Raw genomic sequence first — 21,854 nt, 5'->3', positions numbered from 1 at the left:
GGCTTCATCCGGGCGACTTGGGTAAATCGTCCCTCAAATTAAACGAACCGCAGATTGCTTAAAGCTTTCCGCCGTATATTGCACTATCGCCGAGTTGTTCCTCAATGCGGAGCAACTGGTTATATTTGCAAATCCGATCGGTACGGGAAAGGGAGCCAGTTTTAATCTGTCCAGCATTGGTAGCCACCGAGATGTCGGCAATAGTCACATCCTCTGTTTCTCCAGAACGGTGCGAAATAACCGAGGTGTATTGAGCTTCTTTTGCCATTTCCACGGCATCAAAAGTTTCAGTGAGCGAGCCAATTTGATTAACCTTTACCAAGATAGAATTAGCCACACCTTGATCGATTCCCTTCTTTAGAAAATCTACATTGGTCACGAAAAGATCATCTCCAACAAGTTGTACGCGATCGCCAATTGCGTCGGTCAATTTTTTCCAGCCGGCCCAGTCGTTTTCATCACAACCATCTTCAATCGAACGAATAGGGAACTTGTTTACCAATTCTTCATAAAAGGCGACCATCTCGTCGGAATCCCTTTCAGAACCATCGCTTTTTCCAAATACATATTTTCCTTTTTCCTTATCGAAAAATTCGGAGGAGGCCACATCGAGAGCAAATTGAATTTGATCACCTAGTTTGTAACCCGCATTTTCTACGGCAGTTGAAAGAACTTCAAGAGCAGCAACTTGCTGGCCAAATTAGGGGCAAATCCCCCTTCATCTCCTACGGCGGTGGAAAGTCCTTGATCCTTAAGCACCTTCTTGAGTGAATGAAAAATCTCACAACCCATACGTAAAGATTCTTTAAATGTAGATGCCCCAACTGGCATGATCATAAACTCCTGAACATCGATGGGTGCGTCTGAGTGAGATCCTCCGTTAAGAACATTCATCATCGGAACGGGCAAGACTTTGGCATTGGGACCACCCAGGTATTTATAAAGTGGAAGTCCGCAGGCTTGGGCAGCAGCATGAGCGGTAGCCATGGATGCACCAAGGATGGCATTTGCTCCGAGAACTGATTTGTTTGGCGTTCCATCTAACTCAAGCATCGCCCGGTCGATTGCAGTTTGATCAGTCGCATCCAACCCAACCAAGGTCTCTGCAATTTTCTCATTCACATTGTCAACTGCTTGGGAAACTCCTTTACCCAAGTACCGGTCCTTTTCTCCGTCGCGCAATTCAATTGCTTCGTGCTCTCCGGTACTTGCTCCCGAAGGAACGGCTGCCCTGCCAAATCCTCCCGAGCTTAATTCAACCTCCACCTCAACGGTGGGATTGCCGCGTGAATCAATAATTTCTCTTCCGTGTACTTCGATGATGTGTGTCATGATGAAAAAATTCTTTAGTAAATTGGGTATGTTAAAAAATGAACAAAGTGTTAATCATGTCTTTTGTTGGAATTTTGTCAAAATTCTTTGGAATTTGTAAGCAGGTTCATCTGTCTCGCAATTTATAAAGAAGGTGGATAGGATATTTCTTTTAAAAATGGCCAAGCAAAAAAATGCAATCTCTCCAACCCGGGATGAAGATTATCCCGAATGGTACCAACAGGTGGTGCGAGCCGCCGATCTTGCCGAGAATACACCAGTACGCGGATGTATGGTGATCAAGCCCTGGGGCTATGGAATCTGGGAAAATATCCGCGATGCCCTTGATGGAATGTTTAAGAAGACAGGGCATAAAAATGCTTATTTCCCCCTTTTTATTCCTAAGAGCTTCTTGCAACGCGAAGCTGAACATGTTGATGGTTTTGCCAAGGAATGTGCTGTGGTTACCCACTCCCGTCTGGAAGCTGACAAAGATGGTATACTGCAACCAGCAGGTGAGTTGGATGAACCCTTGATCGTACGTCCGACTTCTGAGACGATTATTGGCGAACTATTTGCCCGCTGGGTACAATCCTATCGAGATCTTCCCTTGCTGATTAATCAATGGGCCAATGTTGTCCGCTGGGAGATGCGTCCCCGTCTTTTTTTACGTACCGCCGAATTTTTATGGCAAGAAGGACATACCGTACATGCCACGGCTGAGGAAGCGATTGAAGAAACCCAGCTAATGCTTCGTACCTATGCCGATTTTGCGGAGAATTGGCTAGCGATGCCAGTATTGTGCGGCGAAAAGACTGAGGCCGAACGTTTCCCGGGTGCAGAATCTACTCTTTGTATAGAAGCGATGATGCAGGACCGTAAAGCTTTGCAAGCGGGAACATCCCACTTCCTTGGACAAAATTTTTCTAAGGCTTGTGGAATAAAATTTCAGGGAGTGCATGGAAAGGAAGAGTTGGGATGGACTACTTCTTGGGGAGTATCTACCCGTTTGATTGGTGGCATGATCATGACTCATGCTGATGATGACGGATTGATTGTACCTCCTCGGGTTGCGCCTACTCAGGTGGCCATACTACCGGTCACCCCCAAAGAAGACTCCCGGGCACAAGTACTCGAAGCCTGCAAGGCATTATCCAAGGAGATTAATGAATGCACCGCTTTTGATTTGCCTGTACGGGTGGAAATGGATGACCGAGACTTGCGGGGTGGAGAAAAATATTGGCAATGGGTCAAGAAAGGGGTGCCGCTTACCGTAGAGATTGGACCACGGGACTTGGAAAATGGTACCGTGTTTGTAGGGCGTCGTGATTTGGGAGGAAAGCGTGAAGGAATGAAACGCCAAGAGTTTATCTCTTCCTTGAAAGACACACTAATTACCATCCAAAAGAATCTTTTTACTAAGGCCCAAGATTTTCAAAAGGATAACACGCGCGAGATCGATAAGCTCGATGAACTTTACAAATACTTTACTGCAAAAAATTCTTCCAAACCTGAAATTCATGGAGGTTTTGCCCTTATTCATTGGGACAGGAATCCAAAGTGGGAAGAACAACTAAAGAATGATTTGAAAGTTACCATTAGGTGTATCCCTGAGGGAGTTTCTGTTCCCGGGACTTGTCCGTTCAGCGGACAAGCCAGTCCGGGTAGGGTAGTGGTTGCTAAATCTTACTGAAGTTTAGGCTTCAAGGTATTTAACCAATTAAGGGTAAAAACCGGTAAAAGGCATGCAAGTCATTCGTTCGGTTAAGGAAATGAAGACTCGCTCCATGGACTTACGAAGGCATGGAAAGACTATTGGCTTCGTTCCAACCATGGGTTTCCTGCATGAGGGGCATCTTTCTTTGGTTGATTTGATTCGCAAAGATTGCGACATCCTCCTCCTTTCCATTTATGTTAACCCTACTCAGTTCGGAGTGGGAGAAGATTTTGATAAATATCCACGCGACACTGAACGGGATCTAGAGCTATGCCGCAGCCGTGGGGTTGACCTAGTGTTTATTCCCGAATCGTCAGAAATCTATGCGGAAAATGCATCGACCTATGTGGTAGAGGAAGAAGTGGGGATGGGGATGTGTGGAAATGCCCGTCCCAATCATTTCCGGGGGGTCGCTACTGTGTGTGCTAAACTATTTAATCTTTGTCTGCCAAACTATGTGGCTCTTGGTCAAAAAGATGCCCAACAAGTAGTCGTGCTCAAACGAATGATTCGCGATCTTCACTTTCCTATCGAAGTGGTGGTTGGCCCAATTTTGCGTGAACCGGACGGCCTCGCTATGAGTTCCCGTAATAAGTACCTTCAACCTAAGCAACGAGAGGAAGCCTTGCTTGTTTATCAATCCATACAGGCAGCCCAAAAAGTGGTGGAAGAAAAAGGTTCTTCCAATGTGGATCGGGTAAAAGCAGAGGTCTTGAATGTTTTGAAACAAGGCCGTTTACTACGGGTGAATTATGTGGACATAGTTGATCGTGGAACCATGCGTCCGGAAAAAGAGATTGCTGCGGGTCGTTCCCTTTTAGCGGTTGCGGTTTGGGTGGATCAGGTTCGTTTGATTGATAACTTTTGTTTTTAGTTCCTTTTTTATGACTGTTCAAAATAGGCCCCAAAAAGAGTACGATCTTGTGATCGTTGGAAGTGGAATTGCCGGGTTGAGTTTTGCTTTGAAGGTTGCTGAGGCTGGGTACCGGGTCGCGATCTTCACTAAAAAAACCAAGGCCGAGTCGAATACAAATTATGCTCAGGGTGGTATAGCCGTGGTTACCTCTGCCGGAGATGACTTGGACAAACATGTCCAGGACACTTTGGAAGCAGGAGATGGACTGTGCGACGCCAAGGTCGTCAGGGAAATATTGCAGGATGGTCCGGAACGAGTTCAGGATTTGATTCGCATGGGGGTAGAATTTTCCAGCCTGGAAGATGGTAGAATATCTCTAGGCAAAGAAGGGGGGCACAGCAAACGTCGGGTTTTACATGTTAAAGATATTACTGGCAAAGCCATTGAGGATGCACTGCTTGCCAATATTGCCGCCAAAGGCGTTGATTTATTTGAACATTTCTTCGCCATCGACCTGATAACGGCCAAGAAGTTGAACAAGCTGGGCATGGGGGAATCCAAGAGCGACCGAGTGGAGGGCTTGTATTTTTTTGATGCTGAAGCAAACGAAGTTATTACGGTAACCGCCTCTGCGGTACTGCTTGCAACCGGGGGTGCGGGGCAGACTTATTTGTACACCACCAACCCGTCCATCGCCACGGCCGACGGAATTGCCATGGCTTCACGTGCTGGATTGTCGGTGATGAACTTGGAATTTATACAGTTTCACCCGACCACTTTACATTCCTTGCAGGGCGATCGTTTTCTTATTACCGAAGCGGTGCGTGGGGAAGGAGCGAAATTAATTGATGCTCATGGAAAACCCTTTCTTAAAAAATATCACCCCCTTGCTGACCTAGCACCTCGGGATGTGGTTGCCCGGGCGATCGATCGGGAAATGAAAAGATCGGGTGCCTCCTGTGTTCGCTTGGATACTCCCAATATGAAGGTGGATTTTAAGGATCGTTTTCCAAATGTGTACGAGAATTGTATGAAACGAGGGATCGATCCGACGAAGACTCCCATACCGGTTGTACCAGCAGCTCATTATTCCTGCGGGGGAGTGCCCACCAGTCTTGATTGTTCGACCAAGCTTGCCGGTCTTTATGCTTGTGGTGAAGTGGCTTGCACCGGTTTACACGGGGCAAACCGTTTGGCCAGTAATTCTCTACTTGAGGCGGTGGTCATGGCCCATCGTGGCGCTGAGTCTGTGTGCAAGTATTTGGCGGGGCAGAAAAAAAGATCAGTGTGTCTGCCCGAGTGGGTAGATGGAGATGTACCAGCCTCCGACGAACGGGTTGTTCTTTCCCACAACCTTGAAGAGTTGAAGCGTGCAATGTGGGACTATGTGGGGATTGTCCGTTCGACCAAGCGTTTGGAGAGGGCTCATGCCCGCTTGCGAAATTTAAGGCGTGAAATTAATGAATATTATTGGAATGCCAAAGTGGATGTTCCTTTACTGGAATTGCGCAATTTAGTCTGCGTTGCTGAATTGATCGTACTTTCTGCCCTTCAGCGAAAAGAAAGCAGAGGCTTACATTTTACCATCGATTATCCCGATCAGACAGCCAAGCTCAAGAATACTCGCGTCGCTCCTCGCACCTAGTTTTATTCAATGGTGAAAAGCTTGGGCAAAATTGGAGTCGTCGGACCAGGTGCAATTGGTGGGTATTATGGGGGAATGCTCGCACAAAGTGGAGAGGATGTTCACTTCCTCTTCCGTTCGACTTTCGATGATATTGTGCGGGATGGATTGACCTTGGTTCACCAGAGTGAGCAGGGCAGGAGTTCAAAGGTGGGAAATTTGCATGCTTATCATACACCCAGTTCCTTGGGTCCGTGTGATTGGATAATTGTGGCGATTAAGGCCACGGCAAACTCGGCCCTGGAAGAGATTATTCGTCCAATGCTAGGACCATCCACCCGTTTGCTCACTTTGCAAAACGGAATGGGCAATGTGGAAAACCTTCATCGTCTTTTTGGAGAAGGTCGCCAGGTAATGGCTGGCCTTTGTTTTACCTGTATTAATCGCACATCACCCTGTGTGATTGAAAGTCTCCTTCCTGGGTATGTACAATTTGGACAATTAGACGGGCAGTTGTCCAAGGATGCAGAAACCATGGTTCAATCTTTTGAAGCTTCTGGAATTAAGGTTCGGCGAGCAGATTCTTTGGACGATGCCCTTTGGAGAAAACTTTGCTGGAATATTCCCTTTAATGGACTTGCCATTGCTGCCGGTGGAATAACTACAGATTTGATTCTTGCTGATTCCAAACTCAAAAAAAGAGCCCATGATTTAATGCTTGAAGTACAGTCGGCCGCCTATGCTCATGGGGTTGAGATCGAGGACTCCTTTTTGAATCGTCAATTTGAATTAACCGAGCCGATGGGGCCATACAGACCATCCAGTTTGATTGACTTCCTGGACGGTAAACCGGTTGAAGTAGATGTGATCTGGGGGGAACCCTTGCGGCGAGGAATAGCTAAGAAGGTACTGATGCCAGAGACCGAAAAGTTATGGAATGAATTAATCGAAAAAACTGGAGTTGTACAAAAGACTTAGTTAACGGAGGCAGGTTTGTCTATTGGCGGTCGACGATCAACCTCGAAGCCAAGAAAGCGAATAAACCAACGGCCTCCCTTTTTTAAATCTTCTAGTACTAAGTAGAGGCAGGGTACCATCAATAGGGTGATAAAGGTAGCGAACATTACACCAAATCCAATGGCAATGGCCATAGGTTTAAGAAACTGTGCCTGCAAACTTTTTTCAAAAAGGATGGGCATCAATCCGACAAAGGTAGTCAGCGAAGTAAGGAGGATGGGTCGGAACCTGGCCATCCCTGCGGTCTTTACTGCATCCAAAAGAAAGGTTTCCTTCGTTCGTTCGTTTACATAATGAACCAAGACCAAGCTATCATTAATGACCACACCAGTCAGAGCAACTAAACCGAAGTGGGAAAGCTGACTGAGAGGAAGTCCGAAAAGGTAATGTCCGAGGGTTGCCCCGATCAATCCGAATGGAATAACAGACATAATCAAAAAGGGCTGGAGGTAGGAACGGAAAGGAATGGCAAGCAGGGCGTAGATGAGAAACAGGCAAATTCCTCCTACACGAGCAAGGCCGGAGTCACTCTCTTCCTGTTCCTTTTTTTCTCCCACAAAGGAAAATTTTAATCCGGGGTATTCCTGGCGCAGTTGAGGAAGAAAGTTTTTTGCCAAGTCCCGCTCAATACCGGGTACATCGGCAACCACCTTATCTGCAGAAGAACCCACATTAATGATTCGAGAACGGTCTGTTCTGGTAATCGTGGAAAACCCTAACCCAATTTTAATATCCGCCACTTCTTCTAATGGAGCTTCCACTCCACTGGGTGTACGCACTCTTAAATTGGACAGGGATGTCAGGCTTTTACGGTCACTAAGAGGGTATCGCAGCATCACCTTGACCTCATCCCTGTTTCTTTGCAGGCGCTGAATTTCTTCACCATAATATGCCTGCCTGACTTGCCGACCAAGATCAGCCTGAGTAAGTCCGATTGATCGACCAGCTGAATTCAAACGAAGTTGCACTTCGCGTTTGCCCGCAGAAAAGGTATCCCGTTGATCAAATAAACCTTCGTAGGTCTCCAATTGTTTGACAAGCGTTCGACTGGCGAGGCTCATGCTATCGAGATCAAGCCCTGAGATTTCCACCTCCAATGCGGTGCGACTGCCTCCGGCGGCCACATCCCCAAAAAACAATTCCTTTAGCCCAGGGATCGGTCCGATTTGCTCCCGCCACAGAGCAGAAATTTGCGGAGCCGTACGCGTGCGCATTTCTGATTTGATCAATTCCACGCTCACTTCTCCCATGTTTGAACCAGATACAATATTTGATGAACTCTTTGGTCCGCCTGAAAAAGGCTGGGCACCCATGGTACGCATAACATAGCGAAAGGGATTAGGCTCTCCCATCTTGTCTAATTCTTCAATGACTTGCAGTCGTGCCAGTTCGATCGTATCCATTGCTTGTTCAGTAGACCGAGCGGGCACACCTTCCTGCATGTTAATCTTGACCGATATGTAATCGGACGGAACCGGTGGAACTCCTCGGATCGAGGGAACATGTCCACCGGCAATCAGGCCAATAGTCACAGCAAATAGACCACTAAAAAAAGCGAGGGTTAAGTAGCGATACCTTAGGCAGGATTCTAAAAATGGCTGGTAGGCCTTTTCGATGAACCGTTCAAGTCCTTGTGCAATCTTGTCTTGCAAGCGGGATAGGAAATTGCTCGGAGCCTGGTTGAATCGGCAAAGGCTCAAATGATAGGGCAGTATAAACTTTGACTCGATAAGCGAGAAAAATAGTGCCGGTATGACGACCAGAGGGATATCCTTAAGCAGCTTACCTAACCATCCCGGAAGAAAGAGTAGGGGAACAAAAGCCACCATACTGGTAATGATTGCAAAGGTAACAGGCATGGCCACACGGTGCGTACCATCAATGGATGCGGCTAACGGACTTTTCCCACGCCTGCCCTGTGTATATACAGATTCTCCAACCACAATTGCATCGTCGACTAAGATTCCCAGAACCACGATGAAGGCAAAGAGAGATACCAAATTGATCGAAGCTCCGATCACACCCATAGTAGCAAAGGCTCCCATGAAGGAAATTGGCAGGCCAAGCGCCACCCAAAAAGCAAGCGATGGACGCAGGAACAGAGACAGGACGAGGAAGACCAATAAAAGTCCCTGCGATGCATTATCAATCATCATTTGTAAACGACCGCGCAGGTAATAAGAACTATCCTGCCAGATCGTCATTTTGACGCCCTCGGGAAGATTAGGACGGATGGCCTCGACATAATCGCTTACTTTATCAGAGATATCCAACGGGCTTTGATTACCTACGCGAAATACTCGGAGGGTAACTGCGGGTTGTTCGTCAAAAATAGTGTAGAGTGCTTTGTCTTCGAACGCGTCTTTTACTTTGGCGACTTCTCCCAAAGTTACACTCGACCCATTTTCTGAGGGTAATAATTCAATGGCATCAAATTCCTGTCCATCTCGGGCTTTACCCATTGATCTCAGTAGGGTTTCACCCGCAGAAGTTCTGGCAACTCCACCAGGAACATCGAGCGAGGTTTGACGGAGGGTGCGAGCAACTTCGTCAAAGCTAAGTCCATGTTCGCGCAAAGCTGATTCAGAAACTTCGATTCCAATTTGAGGTTTACGAATTCCGGCAATCTCTACCTGGGTAATGCCTGGAAGGTTAGTCAAGTCATCTAGGGTTTGATCCGCTAATTTGCGTAGAGACTTTTCATCACAGTTTCCATGGATGGCAACCGCGAGGACGCGTCTTTTGATGGTGGTCACTTCAACCATGGGTTTTTCGGCTTCTTCTGGTAAAGTGAGGATGGAATCAACCCGAACTTTTATTTCATCGGCAAGCAGTTTGGCATTCCTTCCACGCTCTACCTGAACTGAGACCACTCCAAAGTTTTCGCGTGAGTACGAGGTCATTTCTTTGATGCCAGTAAGATCCCAAATTTTTTCTTCAATTTGTTTGCATATACCGTCCTCCACTTCAAGAGGTGCGGCTCCGGGGTAGGCTACAGAGATGGTAACGAGATCTAGGTCGAAGTCTGGGAAAAGCTCCATTTTTAACCCACGCACGGAAAAAATCCCCGCAATAAGAATGACCCCCATTAGGAGGTTGGCGGCTACTCCGTTTTTGGCAAACCAAGCAATCATTTATTTACTCCCGTTGGCATCCGTAACTGGAACCTTTTTGCTAGCTTGGACTGGCTTGTTTTCTCCGACTATCCGAACCTTCATTCCCTCCGAAATCACTTCAATAGGAGTGGTGCAAACACGCTCACCATTTTTTATTCCGCTACCAACCCAGACTTTTTGGTCTGCACGGTGGAGAACTTCAACTTGGCGGGATCTTAGGCCGTTTTGATTGTCCACTACTAAAATGGTGGTCAGATCCCGAAAGGCTGATTCCGGCAATAGGTAGACGGGTACTTTTTTACCAATGAGTTTTAAATTCGAAAAGGTTCCAAGGCTCAATGGATTCTTAATTGCTTTCTTGGAAAAGGGATTGGCAAAGCATTGATCAATTCGAGCGATGAAATTAGTCAACCTGGTCTTGGGATCAACAATTCCTTGGGACCGATCGATTAATCCAAAATGGGTTGGTTTTCCTTCACGATTTAAGGTTTCAACCTTTATTTTTGAGAGCTCGGAGTTCGAGCCGTCCACAAAACCGAGAAAATCAATTTCCCTCTGGCTTAGAGAAAGGTCAATCTCAGCAGAATCGAGGGAGTAGACCTCGGCTAGTGCGGCTGAAGTTCCTCCCCCCACTCGTTGTCCACGACCGACCATCGTACGAATAATCCGACCATCAAAAGGGGCAAGTACTTTGGCTCGGGATAAATTTTTCTTGGCCTGAGTAACAAAGGCTCTTGCCGCATGAGTTTCTGCCTCTGCCTTGCGAATCTGAGGTATTCGTCGGACCAATTCTGAAGCTTCTTTCCAATCCCGTTCTCCCCATTCGCTCTTCGCTTGTTCGGCAAGCTCCTGCTCCTGGACCAATTGAAGTTGAGAACGACGCAGGTTTGCCTCTGCTTCAGCGACAGTGCTAAGAAGATCAACTTCTTCGATTTTAACCAATAAATCACCTTTACGGAAAAAACCACCTGCCCGAAATGAGGGAGCCAGATCCTGTTCTGTAAAAGGAGCCACCCCTTCGATAATTCCAGGAACTTCGGCAATCAATGTGGTTAATGTACGCGGACGGACCACGCCATGGGTGCGAAGGTTTGCAGGCAGGGATTTCTCTTCGGCCACGATTACTTCGACATAGGGAGATTCCCTTTTAATTTCCCGTGGTTGAGGTTGTGGGCGCATCTGGATTAGATACCAGGCAAACCAGACAAGCGTGGCAAGGACCAGTGGAGGAAGAATATATTTTCTCATGATTTTTCGGCCATGGGGGATAGACCCAAGGCTAAGTAAAGATCAATTCGGTTATGCAAGCGTTGCTTGCGTATAGTAAAGGCTCGGCTCCTTGCATCAAAGGCACGTCTTTGATTTTCCAAAGCGTTAAAAATTCCTTCAACTCCCCGCTGGTATCTTTCCCAACTCAACTCGGCGGCTTGTTCGGAGGATTGAGCGGCCAGTTCGATTAACTTTTCTTGACCAGCTAATCGAATTTCTGCAGCAAGCAGGTTTTCAACCTCAACAAAAGCACGCAGGGCGGTGGAACGATATTGTCCCCAAGCTGCTGCTTGTATTGCTTTGGCTTGTCGATGAGCTGCCCGCAATCGACCACCATTGAAAATGGGTTGCGTAAAGGAACCGTTTATCCCCCATGTTTGGAAGTTTTGGTCCAACAAGTTTTCAAACTCATCGCTACGACTTCCCGGACCACCAGTAAGGGCGAGCGAAGGGAAAAAGTTTTTTCGGGCGACCCTTAGATCAAGGCCCGCACTTAGAGCTTTTTTCTCAGCAGCGAGCAAATCTGGACGTTTGATTAAAGTTTGGCTGGGGGTGGATATGAAAATCTGAGGATTAGGGAATTCTCCAATCTCTTTACTCAAATTTTGATCAAGGGTACTACTGGGGTATTTTCCTAATAAAAAATTCAGTCTTCTTGTGTTGGATTCAAGCTGCCCGGCAAGGGCGAGGCTTTGTGCCTGGGCGGTTGCAGAAATTGCCTGGGCAAGGTTTTTATCTAGGCCATTGGCAAGGCCTTTTTCGAATCTTTCTTCCACGAAGGTTTGATTTTGGATGAAAGATTGGGCACTTTTACGGGCAAGGTCGAGTTGTTGAGTTCCTTCAATCAAGTCGTACCACGCTTTGGCTGTTTGACCAGCCAGGGATAGACGCGAACTCTTGTACTCTAGGCTGTCCGCTTCAAACGCTCGTAGGGCTGAATCTCGTTTGTCAGCAAGTTTTCCCCATAAGTCCAGCTCCCAACTAATATTAAGCCCAGAGGTAAAACTATTGCTTGTAAATGAAGTGCTGCCATTGGGTAAGTTGAAGCCAATAAGGTTACGTTTAGAACGGCTACCAGTAACCTCTGCTCGGGCGGAGGGAAGAAGTTGAGCACCCAATATGGTAGCTTGTTCCCCTTTAGCGATTAATCGTTCAGCTGAGACTTGTAGATCTGGGTTGTTGATCCAAGCCTGCTCGATTAATCTTTTAAGAGGAATACCACCAAGCGTGTCAGCCCAACCGGATTCAGAAAGGTTGGATTCAATGGAAGTTGTGTTGGATTCCCAACGTGGAGGGTAGGATATTCCTAATGGCGGATTTTTTTGGGCAAGAGGTAGGCTGCACCCAAAGAACAAAAAATGGCTAATTCCTGTTAAAGTTAGAAATATGGTTTTAGGTTTCATTCTGTTGATGAAGAATTGATACCCATAACAAAGCCGTGTGTCACGAAACGAATCAAACGATTGATCATTTCACCAACCTCCTCCTCGCTACAAACGCCCTCGGTGAAATCACGAAGTCTGCGATGCTGGGCGAGTGCTCCTAACATCGAAGAAACGGCGAGATGGAGATGCCAGTGGATTTCTTTGGTTGGCACATTGGGGAATGCAAGGGAGAGTTCTTGATGATAAAGCTTCGCAATTTGTGAGAAAAACTTTTGGTGCATACGTTCTATAAAATAAACAGGTTCAGTAAAAGTGCGGGCGACCAACTGAGCAAGGCTCCAACGAGATTTGGAACTGCGGGCAATTTCTTCTCCGATAGGGAAAATAAGAGAGTGAAAGATTTCATGAGCAGAAGGAGCGAGTTTTCCATTTCTCCGCTTAGCTTCTTCTAATAGAGCAAGTCTTCGTTTATTAATAGGTTGAATCCGTTCACTCAACATTTCCAAAACTAAAGCATCTTTGGACCCGAAGTGATAATTGGCGGCCGCCAGGTTGGCATCGGCTTCCTGTGCGACTGAGCGCATGGTTAATCCGTTGTAACCGTGTTCAGCAAATAGGCGAGCAGTAGCATCAATTAACCTTCTACGAGTCGCCAATTTTGGTTTTGCAGGTTTTGGAGGGGATGAAATCATTAAACAAATCTATTAAAACGCTTGTTTGAAAAAATACAAATGAATACCAAGTCATTATAGAGATTTTAGTGGAAGTATGGGGGGTTAATGGTTGACTTTGAGGGGTAAATTTAGTTGGGTAATAAGCTTTTCCAAAATTTCAAGTACTCACTCCGTTCGAATATGATTAAGATACGTTTGCAAAGGCATGGCGCCCGTCACGCCCCCTTCTACCGCATGGTAGTTACTCCCTCGGAAACCCGCCGTGATGGCCGATACATCGAAGTCTTGGGAACTTATAATCCCCAGTCCTCGGCACGTGAACGCGAACTCGATTTAAAGTTGGATCGCATTGATCATTGGTTAGATGTTGGAGCTCAACCAACTGATACGGCTAAAAGTTTAATTCGCCAAGGTCGCTTAAGCCCTGAAGAATGGTTGAAGCGTACTGAAGCCAAAGCCTCTGCAAAAGCTGCTCGTATCTCTAAAAAGAAAAATCCAGCTCCTGCCGCCGAAGCCCCTGCCGAAGAGGAAGCTAAAGCTGAGGAGGCTCCTGCTGAAGACGTAAAGGAAGAGCCTGCAAAGGAAGAACCCAAAGCCGTTGAAGCTTCTGCAGAAGAGGTAAAGGAAGAACCTAAGTCTGAAAAGCCAGAGTCAGAAGCCAAAGAATCTCCAAAAGAACCTGCAAAGGAAGAGCCTAAAGTTGAGGAAGCTCCTGCTAAGGAGACTAAAGAGGAGCCCAAAGCTGATAAGCCAGTGCCCCAGGCGAAAGAATCTAAGGAAGAACCTAAAGTTGAAGAAACTCCTGCCAAAGAGGTAAAGGAGGAGGCCAAGAAAGTACCCGAGGAAAAACCCAAAGCGAAGAAAGCCCCAGCTAAAAAAGCGAAGAAGGATGAGTCTAAGGAAAAACCTGAAGACACACCATCTGCGGAGGCCAAAGAAGAATCGAAAGACTCCTGATCTTTCTTTCAGTTGTATTTTTTTACACCTTTTAATTTGTAATGCCTCTTTTCGGCACCGATGATTCAACCTATGAACTCACCCCTGCGTTTCGACGTTTTGTCTCTCTTTCCGAGAACTGTTGATTCATTTGTAGGCGAAAGTATCTTGGGCAAAGCGTCGGATCGTGGATTGATTGAAGTTTCTTCCCATGACCTTCGCGATTGGGCAAAAGGCAAACATCGTGAAGCCGATGACCGTCCATTTGGAGGTGGTGCGGGGATGGTGCTAAAACCAGAACCGCTTTTTGACGCAGTTGAGGAATTATCCCGCCCGCAAAGTACCGTGATTTACATGGCTCCAGATGGAGATCCCTTTACCACGCAAATGGCCAAAGAGCTTTCAACTTCGCAGCATTTGGTTTTAATCAGTGGGCATTACGAGGGAATTGACCAGCGTGTTCGTGACGAGCTGGTTGACCGCGAAGTTAGTATTGGAGACTATGTGCTCACCAATGGATCATTGGCAGCTGCAGTTATGATTGATGCGGTAAGTCGTCACCTCCCAGGAGTACTAGGAGATGACGAGTCTCTTCTCGACGAATCTTTTGAGGACGATTTACTGGGATGTCCTCAGTATACCCGTCCAGCTGAATTTAGAGGCATAAAGGTACCGGAAGTTCTTCTTTCGGGAAACCATGAGGACATTGCACGCTGGCGCCACGAGCAAAGAGTGCAAAAGACTCGTAGTCTTCGACCTGACCTCTCAACCAACACCCAAACTATTAGGAATTGATAAGATGAATGAACAATTGTTGAATGAAATAACCAGCGAGTATCTCCAAGAAGGCCGCGACGCATTCAAAGTCGGTGACGGGGTGAAAGTTTATGTACGTGTGCGCGAAGGCGACAAGGAGCGGATTCAGCTATTTGCTGGTATTGTTATTGCCCGTAAGGGGTCAGGTGTGCACGAGACCTTTACGGTTCGCAGGATTGCCTCTGGTGTTGGAGTTGAACGGGTATTTCCTGTGCATTCTCCCCTTATTGAAAAAGTAGAAGTAGATCGCGAGAGCATTACCATGCGTTCTCGGATGTACTACCTTCGCGATCGCATTGGTAAGGAAGCTACCAAGGTTAAAGAAAAGCGTATTTTCGAAAAAAAGAGAAAGAGCTAACCCAAGCTGTTTCTCAAATTTGCAGTTAGGTAGAAATATATCTGCAGCAAATTACCTTTTTCTTAGTTCGACTAAGCTAAGCCCGTAACAAGTTAAGTCTTTCGGGCAATAAAAATTGTTCAAGCATTCTTTGGCCATCCGCAAACCCACAAGTTGTCTGCGTAGACTCTATGATTTCTTGGTATATTTGTCTGACTCTACTTCCGTATACAGATGCGGAAAAGTTTTCGCTTACGGAACTTTGATTATTCAGTATTTTTGCCCTCGTTAAGATATTCAATTCAGCCTGTTCACGCAGAGTACTTGCGAGTTGTTGTGAGGTTTTTACTTTTTGAATTATTGTTTTTTGCATGACCTCATCTAAGCACCCAAAGTCAATTCCCTCGTCCTGGCAGATTGCAGTATAAGCTCGTTTAAATGAATCAGCCGGTAATGTGACCTGATATTGGCGGTAAATATTGACGAGGGCCGCTTTAATTTTTTCTCTCAAGTAATCTCCGTCAAGTAGCGATCTCTCCACCCAGAGGTTTGAGTAGAGATTCTCAAGGTTAACTCCTAATTGAGTAAAATCTGAAGTGATGTCGGGTATATTTCTTCCGCAAAGACTCTTTCCAAAGCTCCAAGGTTCAAGAAACCCTAGCCCAAAGCCTTCTGCCACGCTAACATTAATAATTGATGCCGCTTGTCGGACGAGTTCAGGAAAACTTATATTTAATTGTTCACCCAACCCATAGGTTAAGGATAGGCCTAAACTCTTTCCAAACGATTTCCATTCATCGTAGGTTGTTTGGAAGGATGGATTGGTTGGACCGAGGCTGTTGGCAAAATGGATTTCTGGGTGAGAGGCTGAAAGTAAAGCGAGTTCTCCCAAATTTTTTCTTCTCACTGCCCGAACTGGGTAAAGGTAAAGGTTATCAGGGATACCTGAGCTGGGTGTTGTAGTTTGGACTAGGTCAGGCGGAGTGTCGCAGGGAACGGCGTTTGCTAATAAATGAACTGAACTTGGATGATCTTTCAGTACATACTGTAAAAATGACTGGTCCCGTTGGTTAAGGGCTGCGTAATGTATTTGTCCACCGGTAGGATAGGCTACTTCATGACTTTTTCCAAGGTTGAGAAAGTTTTCTGACCTTCCATCCTCTGCAAAGTCATGAGGCTGCAAAAGCATCGGGTGCTCTTCCTTGGCAAGCTGGGCAATTGCCTGAGTAAGTCCTGGGTTTTTTCCAAGCGAGTGATTGTGAACATGCCAAAGGTCGGGAAGTTGTCCGAGTGCATTACGAGCGACATCCTCCATTCTTAAACGAAGAGTGTTTGGATCAATAGAATCGGTCAAAGTCGCATAATCGAGTCCTTCAACCACCCGTACTTGGTCCAAGATTTTGCCAGTGTAAGGCCGACCGCTAAGAATAACCCACTGATCTGGGCCTTTTCCTGAATCTTTCCAGGATTGGATGGTATTTTCTAATACTCGGGTAACCCCACCCGGTTCGAGATGGTAATGTACCAGAGCTACTTTCATGGAGAAAAAGATGGATCAGGAAGAAGCCATGCGGTTGCGGTATCCCTCAATGTCAATCATGGGGGGTCTTTCTTCTTCTATGACTTCCTGCACTAATTGATGGTATTTACCTTCTTCAACCTCGAAGCGTCGGTAAAATGTTTCCAAATCAGGCATCCGGTCTAATTTTCCTTGAGCGTGCAGACGGTTAAAAAAGGTTTGGAGGATACCAAAACTCATTTTTCCCAGAGCATTTGTGGTTTGATTTCGATGAACTCTACGGTCGAGATCGGTCTGGGCAAAAGTCTCCAACCCATGCATCGCATAGAGGTCTAAAAGGTGGGAGGTTTCCACTCCGTATCCAATCGGAAAAGGAATTTTTTCGAGTACTTCTCGACGGGCTGCATATTCCCCGGATAGGGGTTGGATGATGTGGGAAAGTTCGGGGAAAAAGAGTGAGAAAAGCGGACGGATGAGAATCTCGGTAACTCTGCCCCCCCCACTTGGTCGGAGGCCGCTCGAGTAATTGAGAGGTCGGTCATAGAATGCTTTTACATAAGAAATCTCATCCCGGTGAATCAAGGGTGCAACCAGTCCATAAACAAATCGTGGGTGGATGTTTGAAATATCAGCATCCACATAGCAAATAATGTCTCCCTTAAGTTGGTGTATAGCCTTCCAAAGGTTTTCTCCCTTCCCGCGCTTGTCTCCGACCTCGGGAAGGATATCGGAGGCTAGGTAAACATCGGCGCCGTAGTTCTTTGCAACCTCAAGAGTTTTATCCTTTGAACCCGAATCGATCACTGCAAATTCATCGATCAGGGGATAACGTTCCATCAATTCAGAACGAAGAATCAAGACTTCTTTTCCAATAGTTTTTTCTTCGTTTAATGTTGGAATGCAGAGGGAAATCTTAAGGCCCTTTTTTTCCTTCTCCTCAACCAGTTTAATTAAGTCCCAAAAGTCCGCATGATGAAAGGTATTTCTTTCCAACCAATTCTCGTTAATCTTATTCATGAATCACAAATTCCTTGATCAATTGCTTGGATTAGGCTGACAAGTTGAGTCATACCTGCATAAAGAGGGTCAAGCTGTACGGTTTCGTTGATCTCGCGCAAATTCTCAACGGTGGTCAATCCGAGGGTGACCGCTGGTAGACCACTTAGAATCAAAGCATTAAGATCTCCCGTGCTAGGGTCGACCTTCGGAGTAATCCCAGCTTCTTGCATAATCGATCGCGTGGTTTTTACTAAGGGGTGGGTGAAGGGAATACTGCAATTCTGTCTTTTGGCCACGACTTCCATGCTTACCAAAGTACCAGTCTCGGCAGAAAATTGTTCACATATCTCGTTGAGCTGGTCCTCCATCTGACCGATGATATCGTCGTCTTCGCTGGTAATTTCAAAACGTAACGTTCCTTGCTTGGGTGAAGTATTAAAACTTGAACCACAACGAAGTCCTCCAAAAACCAATTGTGTTTTCGGCTCTTTAGGAATGGGGATTTCTCTGATCTGGTTAATTAGACCGGTTACATGACTGATGGCTCCTGAAGCCCCAAACCTTTTCCAGTCGTAGTCGCTGGGCACTTGCAGGGTAATTTCTCCACGCAAAGTTCCAAGACCCGAATAACTCAATCGTCCAAGAGTCGAACCTTCTACACAAATACCTGCACGGGCTGGTAAACTCATGGTTTCGAGAAAGCCACTTGCTCCTTCAAGGTTTGCTCGACCGAGGCTTCGCGAATTGGCAACGAGAATAAGATCGTCACGCAATCGTATTCCCAAATCATCGAGCAGACGGGGTAGGGCGATCATTGCGGCAAGTCCCAAGGCATTATCGGCAATTCCAGGTCCAGACATGTGACCAGAACCCACTTGGATTTCGTGCCTGACTTCCCGTGAAAAGACGCTGTCGGCATGTGCCATAACCAGAATGGATGATTGACCTTCAGTTCCCGGAAGGTGAGCGGATGCATTCCCAAATTCATCAATATTTGGCGCGCTAAGTCCATTCTCCCGAAAACGGTCAACCACCGCACGAATACGTTCATCTTCGCCGTAAGTAGGCGAAGGAATTTCTCCCAGCAACACTGTATCGGTTAAAAAAGAATCCCGCTTTTCACTAATTTTTTTGATCCGTTCAGGGATTTGATCAAGCAGTCCGCTAAGTGCTGTTTCACGATCAATTTCTTGTATTTCCATCGACAATTGATTTAGGGAGTGAAGCAGGTTTTTGCAAAGCATAACCGAAAAAATTGTTTTAGGGGTTGAAATAAAAGAGAGCTTACTCCATCACCCAAAAGGGTAAGGTATGATGGATTTTCGCTTTTTAAATAAATAGATGGCTAAAAATATAGGATTTGTGTCGACTCGTTTTGCCGGGCAGGACGGGGTTTCGCTTGAAAGTGCAAAATGGGCAGAAGTGCTCTGGGAAGATCATCATGTTAGTTTCTGGTACAGTGGACAGAGTGACCGCAATCCTGACATTAGCCATGTTATCCCTGAGGCTTATTTTGGATTTCCGGAAAACCAGTGGATTAATCAACAAATTTGGAAGGGCGAGCCTCGTGATCGATTTGTGACTGAACGCATAAGGGCTTTGGCCGATTACCTGAAAAGTACCTTGTATCGATATGTGGAGAAATTTTCCATTGATCTCTTGATCCCACAAAACTGCCTGGCCATACCTATGCATGTTCCTTTGGGCATCGCTTTAACGGAATTTCTCTCAGAAACAAGAATGCCTGCCATCGCCCACCACCATGATTTTTACTGGGAACGTACCCGATTTTCGGTCAATTGTATCCCGGAATATCTCGATATGAGTTTTCCGCCCAAACTGGGTAACATGCGCGATGTGGTCATCAATGAAGAAGCACAGGAGCAATTGGCTCTTCGCAAAGGAAGCGCCTCCTTGGTCATTCCGAATGTTTTCGACTTTGAAAACCCTCCTGAACCTGTCGATGAATATGCTTCCGATGTCCGTTATGAGCTCGGTCTGTCGGAGGATGACTTTTTTATTTTACAACCGACTCGGGTAGTTCCACGCAAGGGCATCGAACAGGCTATTAAACTGGTCAGTATGCTAAAAGACCCGCGCTGTAAACTGGTGATCTCACATGAAGCTGGAGACGAAGGGTACGAGTACTTAGGGATGCTTGAACAGCTGGCCAAGGAAGAAGGGGTGGATATGCGCATAGTAGCCGACCGAGTGGGAGAAGTCAGGCAGCGAGATTCCGACGGGCGAAAAGTTTATACCCTATGGGATCTTTATCACCATGCCGATTTTGTCACCTATCCTAGTACTTACGAGGGTTTTGGAAATGCCCTGTTGGAAGCGATCTACTTTCGCAAACCGGTACTAATCAATCGTTATTCCATTTTCGTACGTGATATTGAACCCAAGGGTTTTCGCTTACTAACCATTGATGGCTTTGTCACTCCGACGATCGCTCGGCAAGTCCGTCAAATTTTGACTGATTCGGAATTGAGCAAAGAGATCGTTAACCACAATTACGAAGTGGCCAGGCAATTTTACTCTTACTCCACTATTCGCAGCAACTTACGGGCTTTTATCGCCGATTTGACCGGTTATTAAGTAAAATATGAGCTATTTCACTCAAACTGCTATCAAGCACATCTCCAGTACCCGTTTAAAACTTCTGCGCCGGAGACTGGGTAAACTCTACGGTATGGACCGAGCTGACCGGTTACTCGATCGGATGTACCAAATGATCGGTCGGTATGGAGTTGGAGTGGGCTTGTCTCCCAATACAGGCCCATCCGGCCTAAGTCAGCAGGATGTAGTCTTAATTTCCTATGCTGATATGGTGCAGGCAAAGGATCGGGCTCCTCTCGAGGTTTTACGACAGTTCTGCACCCAACGGTTAAAAGGAGCGATTTCCACCATTCACTTCTTACCCTTTTATCCATGGACTTCGGATGATGGATTTTCTGTGGTCGATTACCGTCAGGTTCACAAGGATTATGGGAGCTGGTCAGATATCGAAAAATTTGCAGATGATTTTCAGTTGATGTTTGATTTAGTGCTCAACCATTGCTCATCCAAAAGTCCTTGGTTTAAGGAATTTGTATCCGGGGTGGAACCGGGAATGAATTATATTATGATGGGAGATCCCGAATCCGATCTTACCACTGTGGTGCGCCCACGCTCCTCTCCCTTGCTAACCCCATATCAGACCCGTGGAGGAGAAAAAATGGTATGGACTACCTTTAGTGCTGACCAAGTTGACTTGGACTGGACCTGCCCTGATTTACTCTTCGAATTTCTCGATATCATATTATTTTACATCTCGATGGGTTGCCGAGTTCTTCGCCTGGATGCAGTGGCGTTTTTATGGAAAAAAATGGGTACCAATTGCCTGCATCTTCCTGAGACTCATGAAGTGATCAAGTTGATACGCAATTTTGTGGAAGTGGTCGCTCCAGAGACCATTCTTCTCACCGAGACGAATGTTCCTCACGAAGAAAATATTTCTTATTTTGGCAAAGGGGACGAAGCCCATGCAGTTTATCAATTCTCTCTGCCTCCATTGCTTTTGCATGGGTTGTTGAGGGGAACTTCTAAACATATGAGGGAATGGGCTACTCAACTCAGTCCGCCTCCTAAAGGTTGTCACTTTCTTAATTTTACTGCTAGTCATGATGGTGTGGGCGTCCGCCCATTGGAAGGGATTTTGCCTTCTCAGGAGGTCCTTTCTTTGGCTAAAGAAATCGAGAGCAAAGGGGGGAAGGTTTCGATGCGCAGCCTTGCCGATGGTTCAGATTCCCCCTATGAACTAAATGTAACCTATTATTCAGCACTTTCTGACCCAAATCAGCCGGAGTTAGGAGAGGCTCGATTTTTATGCTCACAAGCCCTTGCTCTTTCATTGCAAGGTATTCCTGCTATTTACTTTCATTCGCTTTGCGCCACTCCCAATGATCAGGATGGTTTCGCTGAAACTGGTAGGGCTCGCACCTTAAATCGTAAAAAGTGGCAACTTTCCGAGCTCGATTCTATGCTCGATGATGAAAATACCACGGGATCAAGGGTGTTTGACTGGTTTGTGACCACTTTAAGAAAGCGGGCATCCGCACCGGCTTTTCATCCAGATGCTTCTCAGGAAATTCTTAATCTTGGAGATTCTTTATTCGGTTTGATTCGTTCATCTATCGATGGGAACCAATCGATTGTTTGTTTGTATAATTTTTTACCCAGTTCAAGCGTGGTCAAGCCGATGAAGGAAATTAAAAAACGCTTTCCCCAAAGCAAGGC

The 21,854-nt window shown here is 46.2% G+C and carries 16 protein-coding genes and 1 pseudogene; 9 read left to right on the top strand and 8 right to left on the bottom strand.

Annotated features, from left to right (window positions below):
* Positions 1-58 precede the first annotated feature (58 nt).
* A pseudogene (gene eno, locus ACKPQ4_RS09665) lies at positions 59-1,332 on the bottom strand (phosphopyruvate hydratase).
* Between the two features lie 157 nt (positions 1,333-1,489).
* Between eno and proS the strand changes: the two are divergent.
* From proS to ACKPQ4_RS09645, 4 genes are read left to right on the top strand one after another with little or no spacing between them, the layout of a single operon-like run.
* On the top strand, positions 1,490-3,004 hold the full coding sequence (gene proS / locus ACKPQ4_RS09660) for a proline--tRNA ligase (RefSeq protein ID WP_407680976.1): 1,515 nt from the start codon (positions 1,490-1,492) through the stop codon (positions 3,002-3,004).
* A gap of 52 nt (positions 3,005-3,056) precedes the next feature.
* Complete coding sequence (gene panC, locus ACKPQ4_RS09655; protein ID WP_407680975.1) at positions 3,057-3,902, top strand: pantoate--beta-alanine ligase; 846 nt, start codon at positions 3,057-3,059, stop codon at positions 3,900-3,902.
* A gap of 10 nt (positions 3,903-3,912) precedes the next feature.
* Positions 3,913-5,529, top strand: coding sequence for an L-aspartate oxidase (gene nadB, locus ACKPQ4_RS09650; protein ID WP_407680974.1), 1,617 nt, complete (start codon positions 3,913-3,915; stop codon positions 5,527-5,529).
* A gap of 9 nt (positions 5,530-5,538) precedes the next feature.
* Positions 5,539-6,486: a 2-dehydropantoate 2-reductase gene (locus tag ACKPQ4_RS09645; RefSeq protein ID WP_407680973.1), complete on the top strand. Its 948-nt coding sequence runs from the start codon at positions 5,539-5,541 to the stop codon at positions 6,484-6,486.
* Here ACKPQ4_RS09645 and ACKPQ4_RS09640 read toward each other — a convergent pair.
* From ACKPQ4_RS09640 to ACKPQ4_RS09625, 4 genes are read right to left on the bottom strand one after another with little or no spacing between them, the layout of a single operon-like run.
* Positions 6,483-9,659: an efflux RND transporter permease subunit gene (locus ACKPQ4_RS09640; RefSeq protein WP_407680972.1), complete on the bottom strand. Its 3,177-nt coding sequence runs from the start codon at positions 9,657-9,659 to the stop codon at positions 6,483-6,485. The genes ACKPQ4_RS09645 and ACKPQ4_RS09640 overlap by 4 nt on opposite strands.
* Positions 9,660-10,889, bottom strand: a complete 1,230-nt coding sequence (locus ACKPQ4_RS09635) for an efflux RND transporter periplasmic adaptor subunit (protein WP_407680971.1) — start codon at positions 10,887-10,889, stop codon at positions 9,660-9,662.
* Positions 10,886-12,313: an efflux transporter outer membrane subunit gene (locus tag ACKPQ4_RS09630; protein ID WP_407680970.1), complete on the bottom strand. Its 1,428-nt coding sequence runs from the start codon at positions 12,311-12,313 to the stop codon at positions 10,886-10,888. Before ACKPQ4_RS09630 ends, ACKPQ4_RS09635 begins: the two co-directional genes overlap by 4 nt.
* Complete coding sequence (locus tag ACKPQ4_RS09625; protein ID WP_407680969.1) at positions 12,310-12,987, bottom strand: TetR/AcrR family transcriptional regulator; 678 nt, start codon at positions 12,985-12,987, stop codon at positions 12,310-12,312. The genes ACKPQ4_RS09630 and ACKPQ4_RS09625 overlap by 4 nt, the downstream gene beginning before the upstream one ends.
* Before the next feature lie 162 nt (positions 12,988-13,149).
* Between ACKPQ4_RS09625 and rpsP the strand changes: the two genes are divergently transcribed.
* The 3 genes from rpsP to rplS are packed head-to-tail and all read left to right on the top strand — an operon-like array spanning position 13,150 to position 15,079.
* Positions 13,150-13,926, top strand: coding sequence for a 30S ribosomal protein S16 (gene rpsP, locus ACKPQ4_RS09620; RefSeq protein ID WP_407680968.1), 777 nt, complete (start codon positions 13,150-13,152; stop codon positions 13,924-13,926).
* Positions 13,927-13,986: 60 nt separating this feature from the next.
* Complete coding sequence (gene trmD, locus ACKPQ4_RS09615; protein ID WP_407680967.1) at positions 13,987-14,700, top strand: tRNA (guanosine(37)-N1)-methyltransferase TrmD; 714 nt, start codon at positions 13,987-13,989, stop codon at positions 14,698-14,700.
* Between the two features lie 4 nt (positions 14,701-14,704).
* On the top strand, positions 14,705-15,079 hold the full coding sequence (rplS, locus tag ACKPQ4_RS09610; protein ID WP_407680966.1) for a 50S ribosomal protein L19: 375 nt from the start codon (positions 14,705-14,707) through the stop codon (positions 15,077-15,079).
* A gap of 76 nt (positions 15,080-15,155) precedes the next feature.
* Here the strand turns inward: rplS and ACKPQ4_RS09605 are convergent, their stop codons facing one another.
* Genes ACKPQ4_RS09605 through ACKPQ4_RS09595 form a run of 3 tightly spaced genes read right to left on the bottom strand, consistent with a single transcriptional unit; the run spans position 15,156 to position 18,778 of the window.
* Complete coding sequence (locus ACKPQ4_RS09605) at positions 15,156-16,598, bottom strand: glycosyltransferase family protein (RefSeq protein ID WP_407680965.1); 1,443 nt, start codon at positions 16,596-16,598, stop codon at positions 15,156-15,158.
* Positions 16,599-16,613: 15 nt separating this feature from the next.
* On the bottom strand, positions 16,614-17,594 hold the full coding sequence (locus tag ACKPQ4_RS09600; protein WP_407680964.1) for a glucosyl-3-phosphoglycerate synthase: 981 nt from the start codon (positions 17,592-17,594) through the stop codon (positions 16,614-16,616).
* The gene (locus ACKPQ4_RS09595) at positions 17,591-18,778 is read right to left on the bottom strand and encodes a M20/M25/M40 family metallo-hydrolase (RefSeq protein ID WP_407680963.1); all 1,188 of its coding nucleotides are present in this window, start codon (positions 18,776-18,778) and stop codon (positions 17,591-17,593) included. The genes ACKPQ4_RS09600 and ACKPQ4_RS09595 overlap by 4 nt, the downstream gene beginning before the upstream one ends.
* A 139-nt stretch (positions 18,779-18,917) precedes the next feature.
* Here ACKPQ4_RS09595 and ACKPQ4_RS09590 point away from each other — a divergent pair, with 139 nt between their 5' ends.
* Both ACKPQ4_RS09590 and ACKPQ4_RS09585 read left to right on the top strand, forming a co-directional pair.
* Positions 18,918-20,174 carry a glycosyltransferase gene (locus ACKPQ4_RS09590; protein ID WP_407680962.1) on the top strand — a complete coding sequence of 419 codons (1,257 nt, stop codon included), beginning with the start codon at positions 18,918-18,920 and terminating at the stop codon, positions 20,172-20,174.
* A gap of 7 nt (positions 20,175-20,181) precedes the next feature.
* Positions 20,182-21,854 (top strand): sugar phosphorylase (locus ACKPQ4_RS09585; RefSeq protein WP_407680961.1); only part of this gene is annotated, 1,673 nt, incomplete at its 3' end.

It is taken from the genome of Candidatus Chordibacter forsetii (assembly GCF_964187505.1).
Taxonomy (GTDB): domain Bacteria; phylum Verrucomicrobiota; class Verrucomicrobiia; order Opitutales; family Seribacteraceae; genus Chordibacter; species Chordibacter forsetii.
This window is presented reverse-complemented; position numbering and strand designations above follow the sequence as displayed.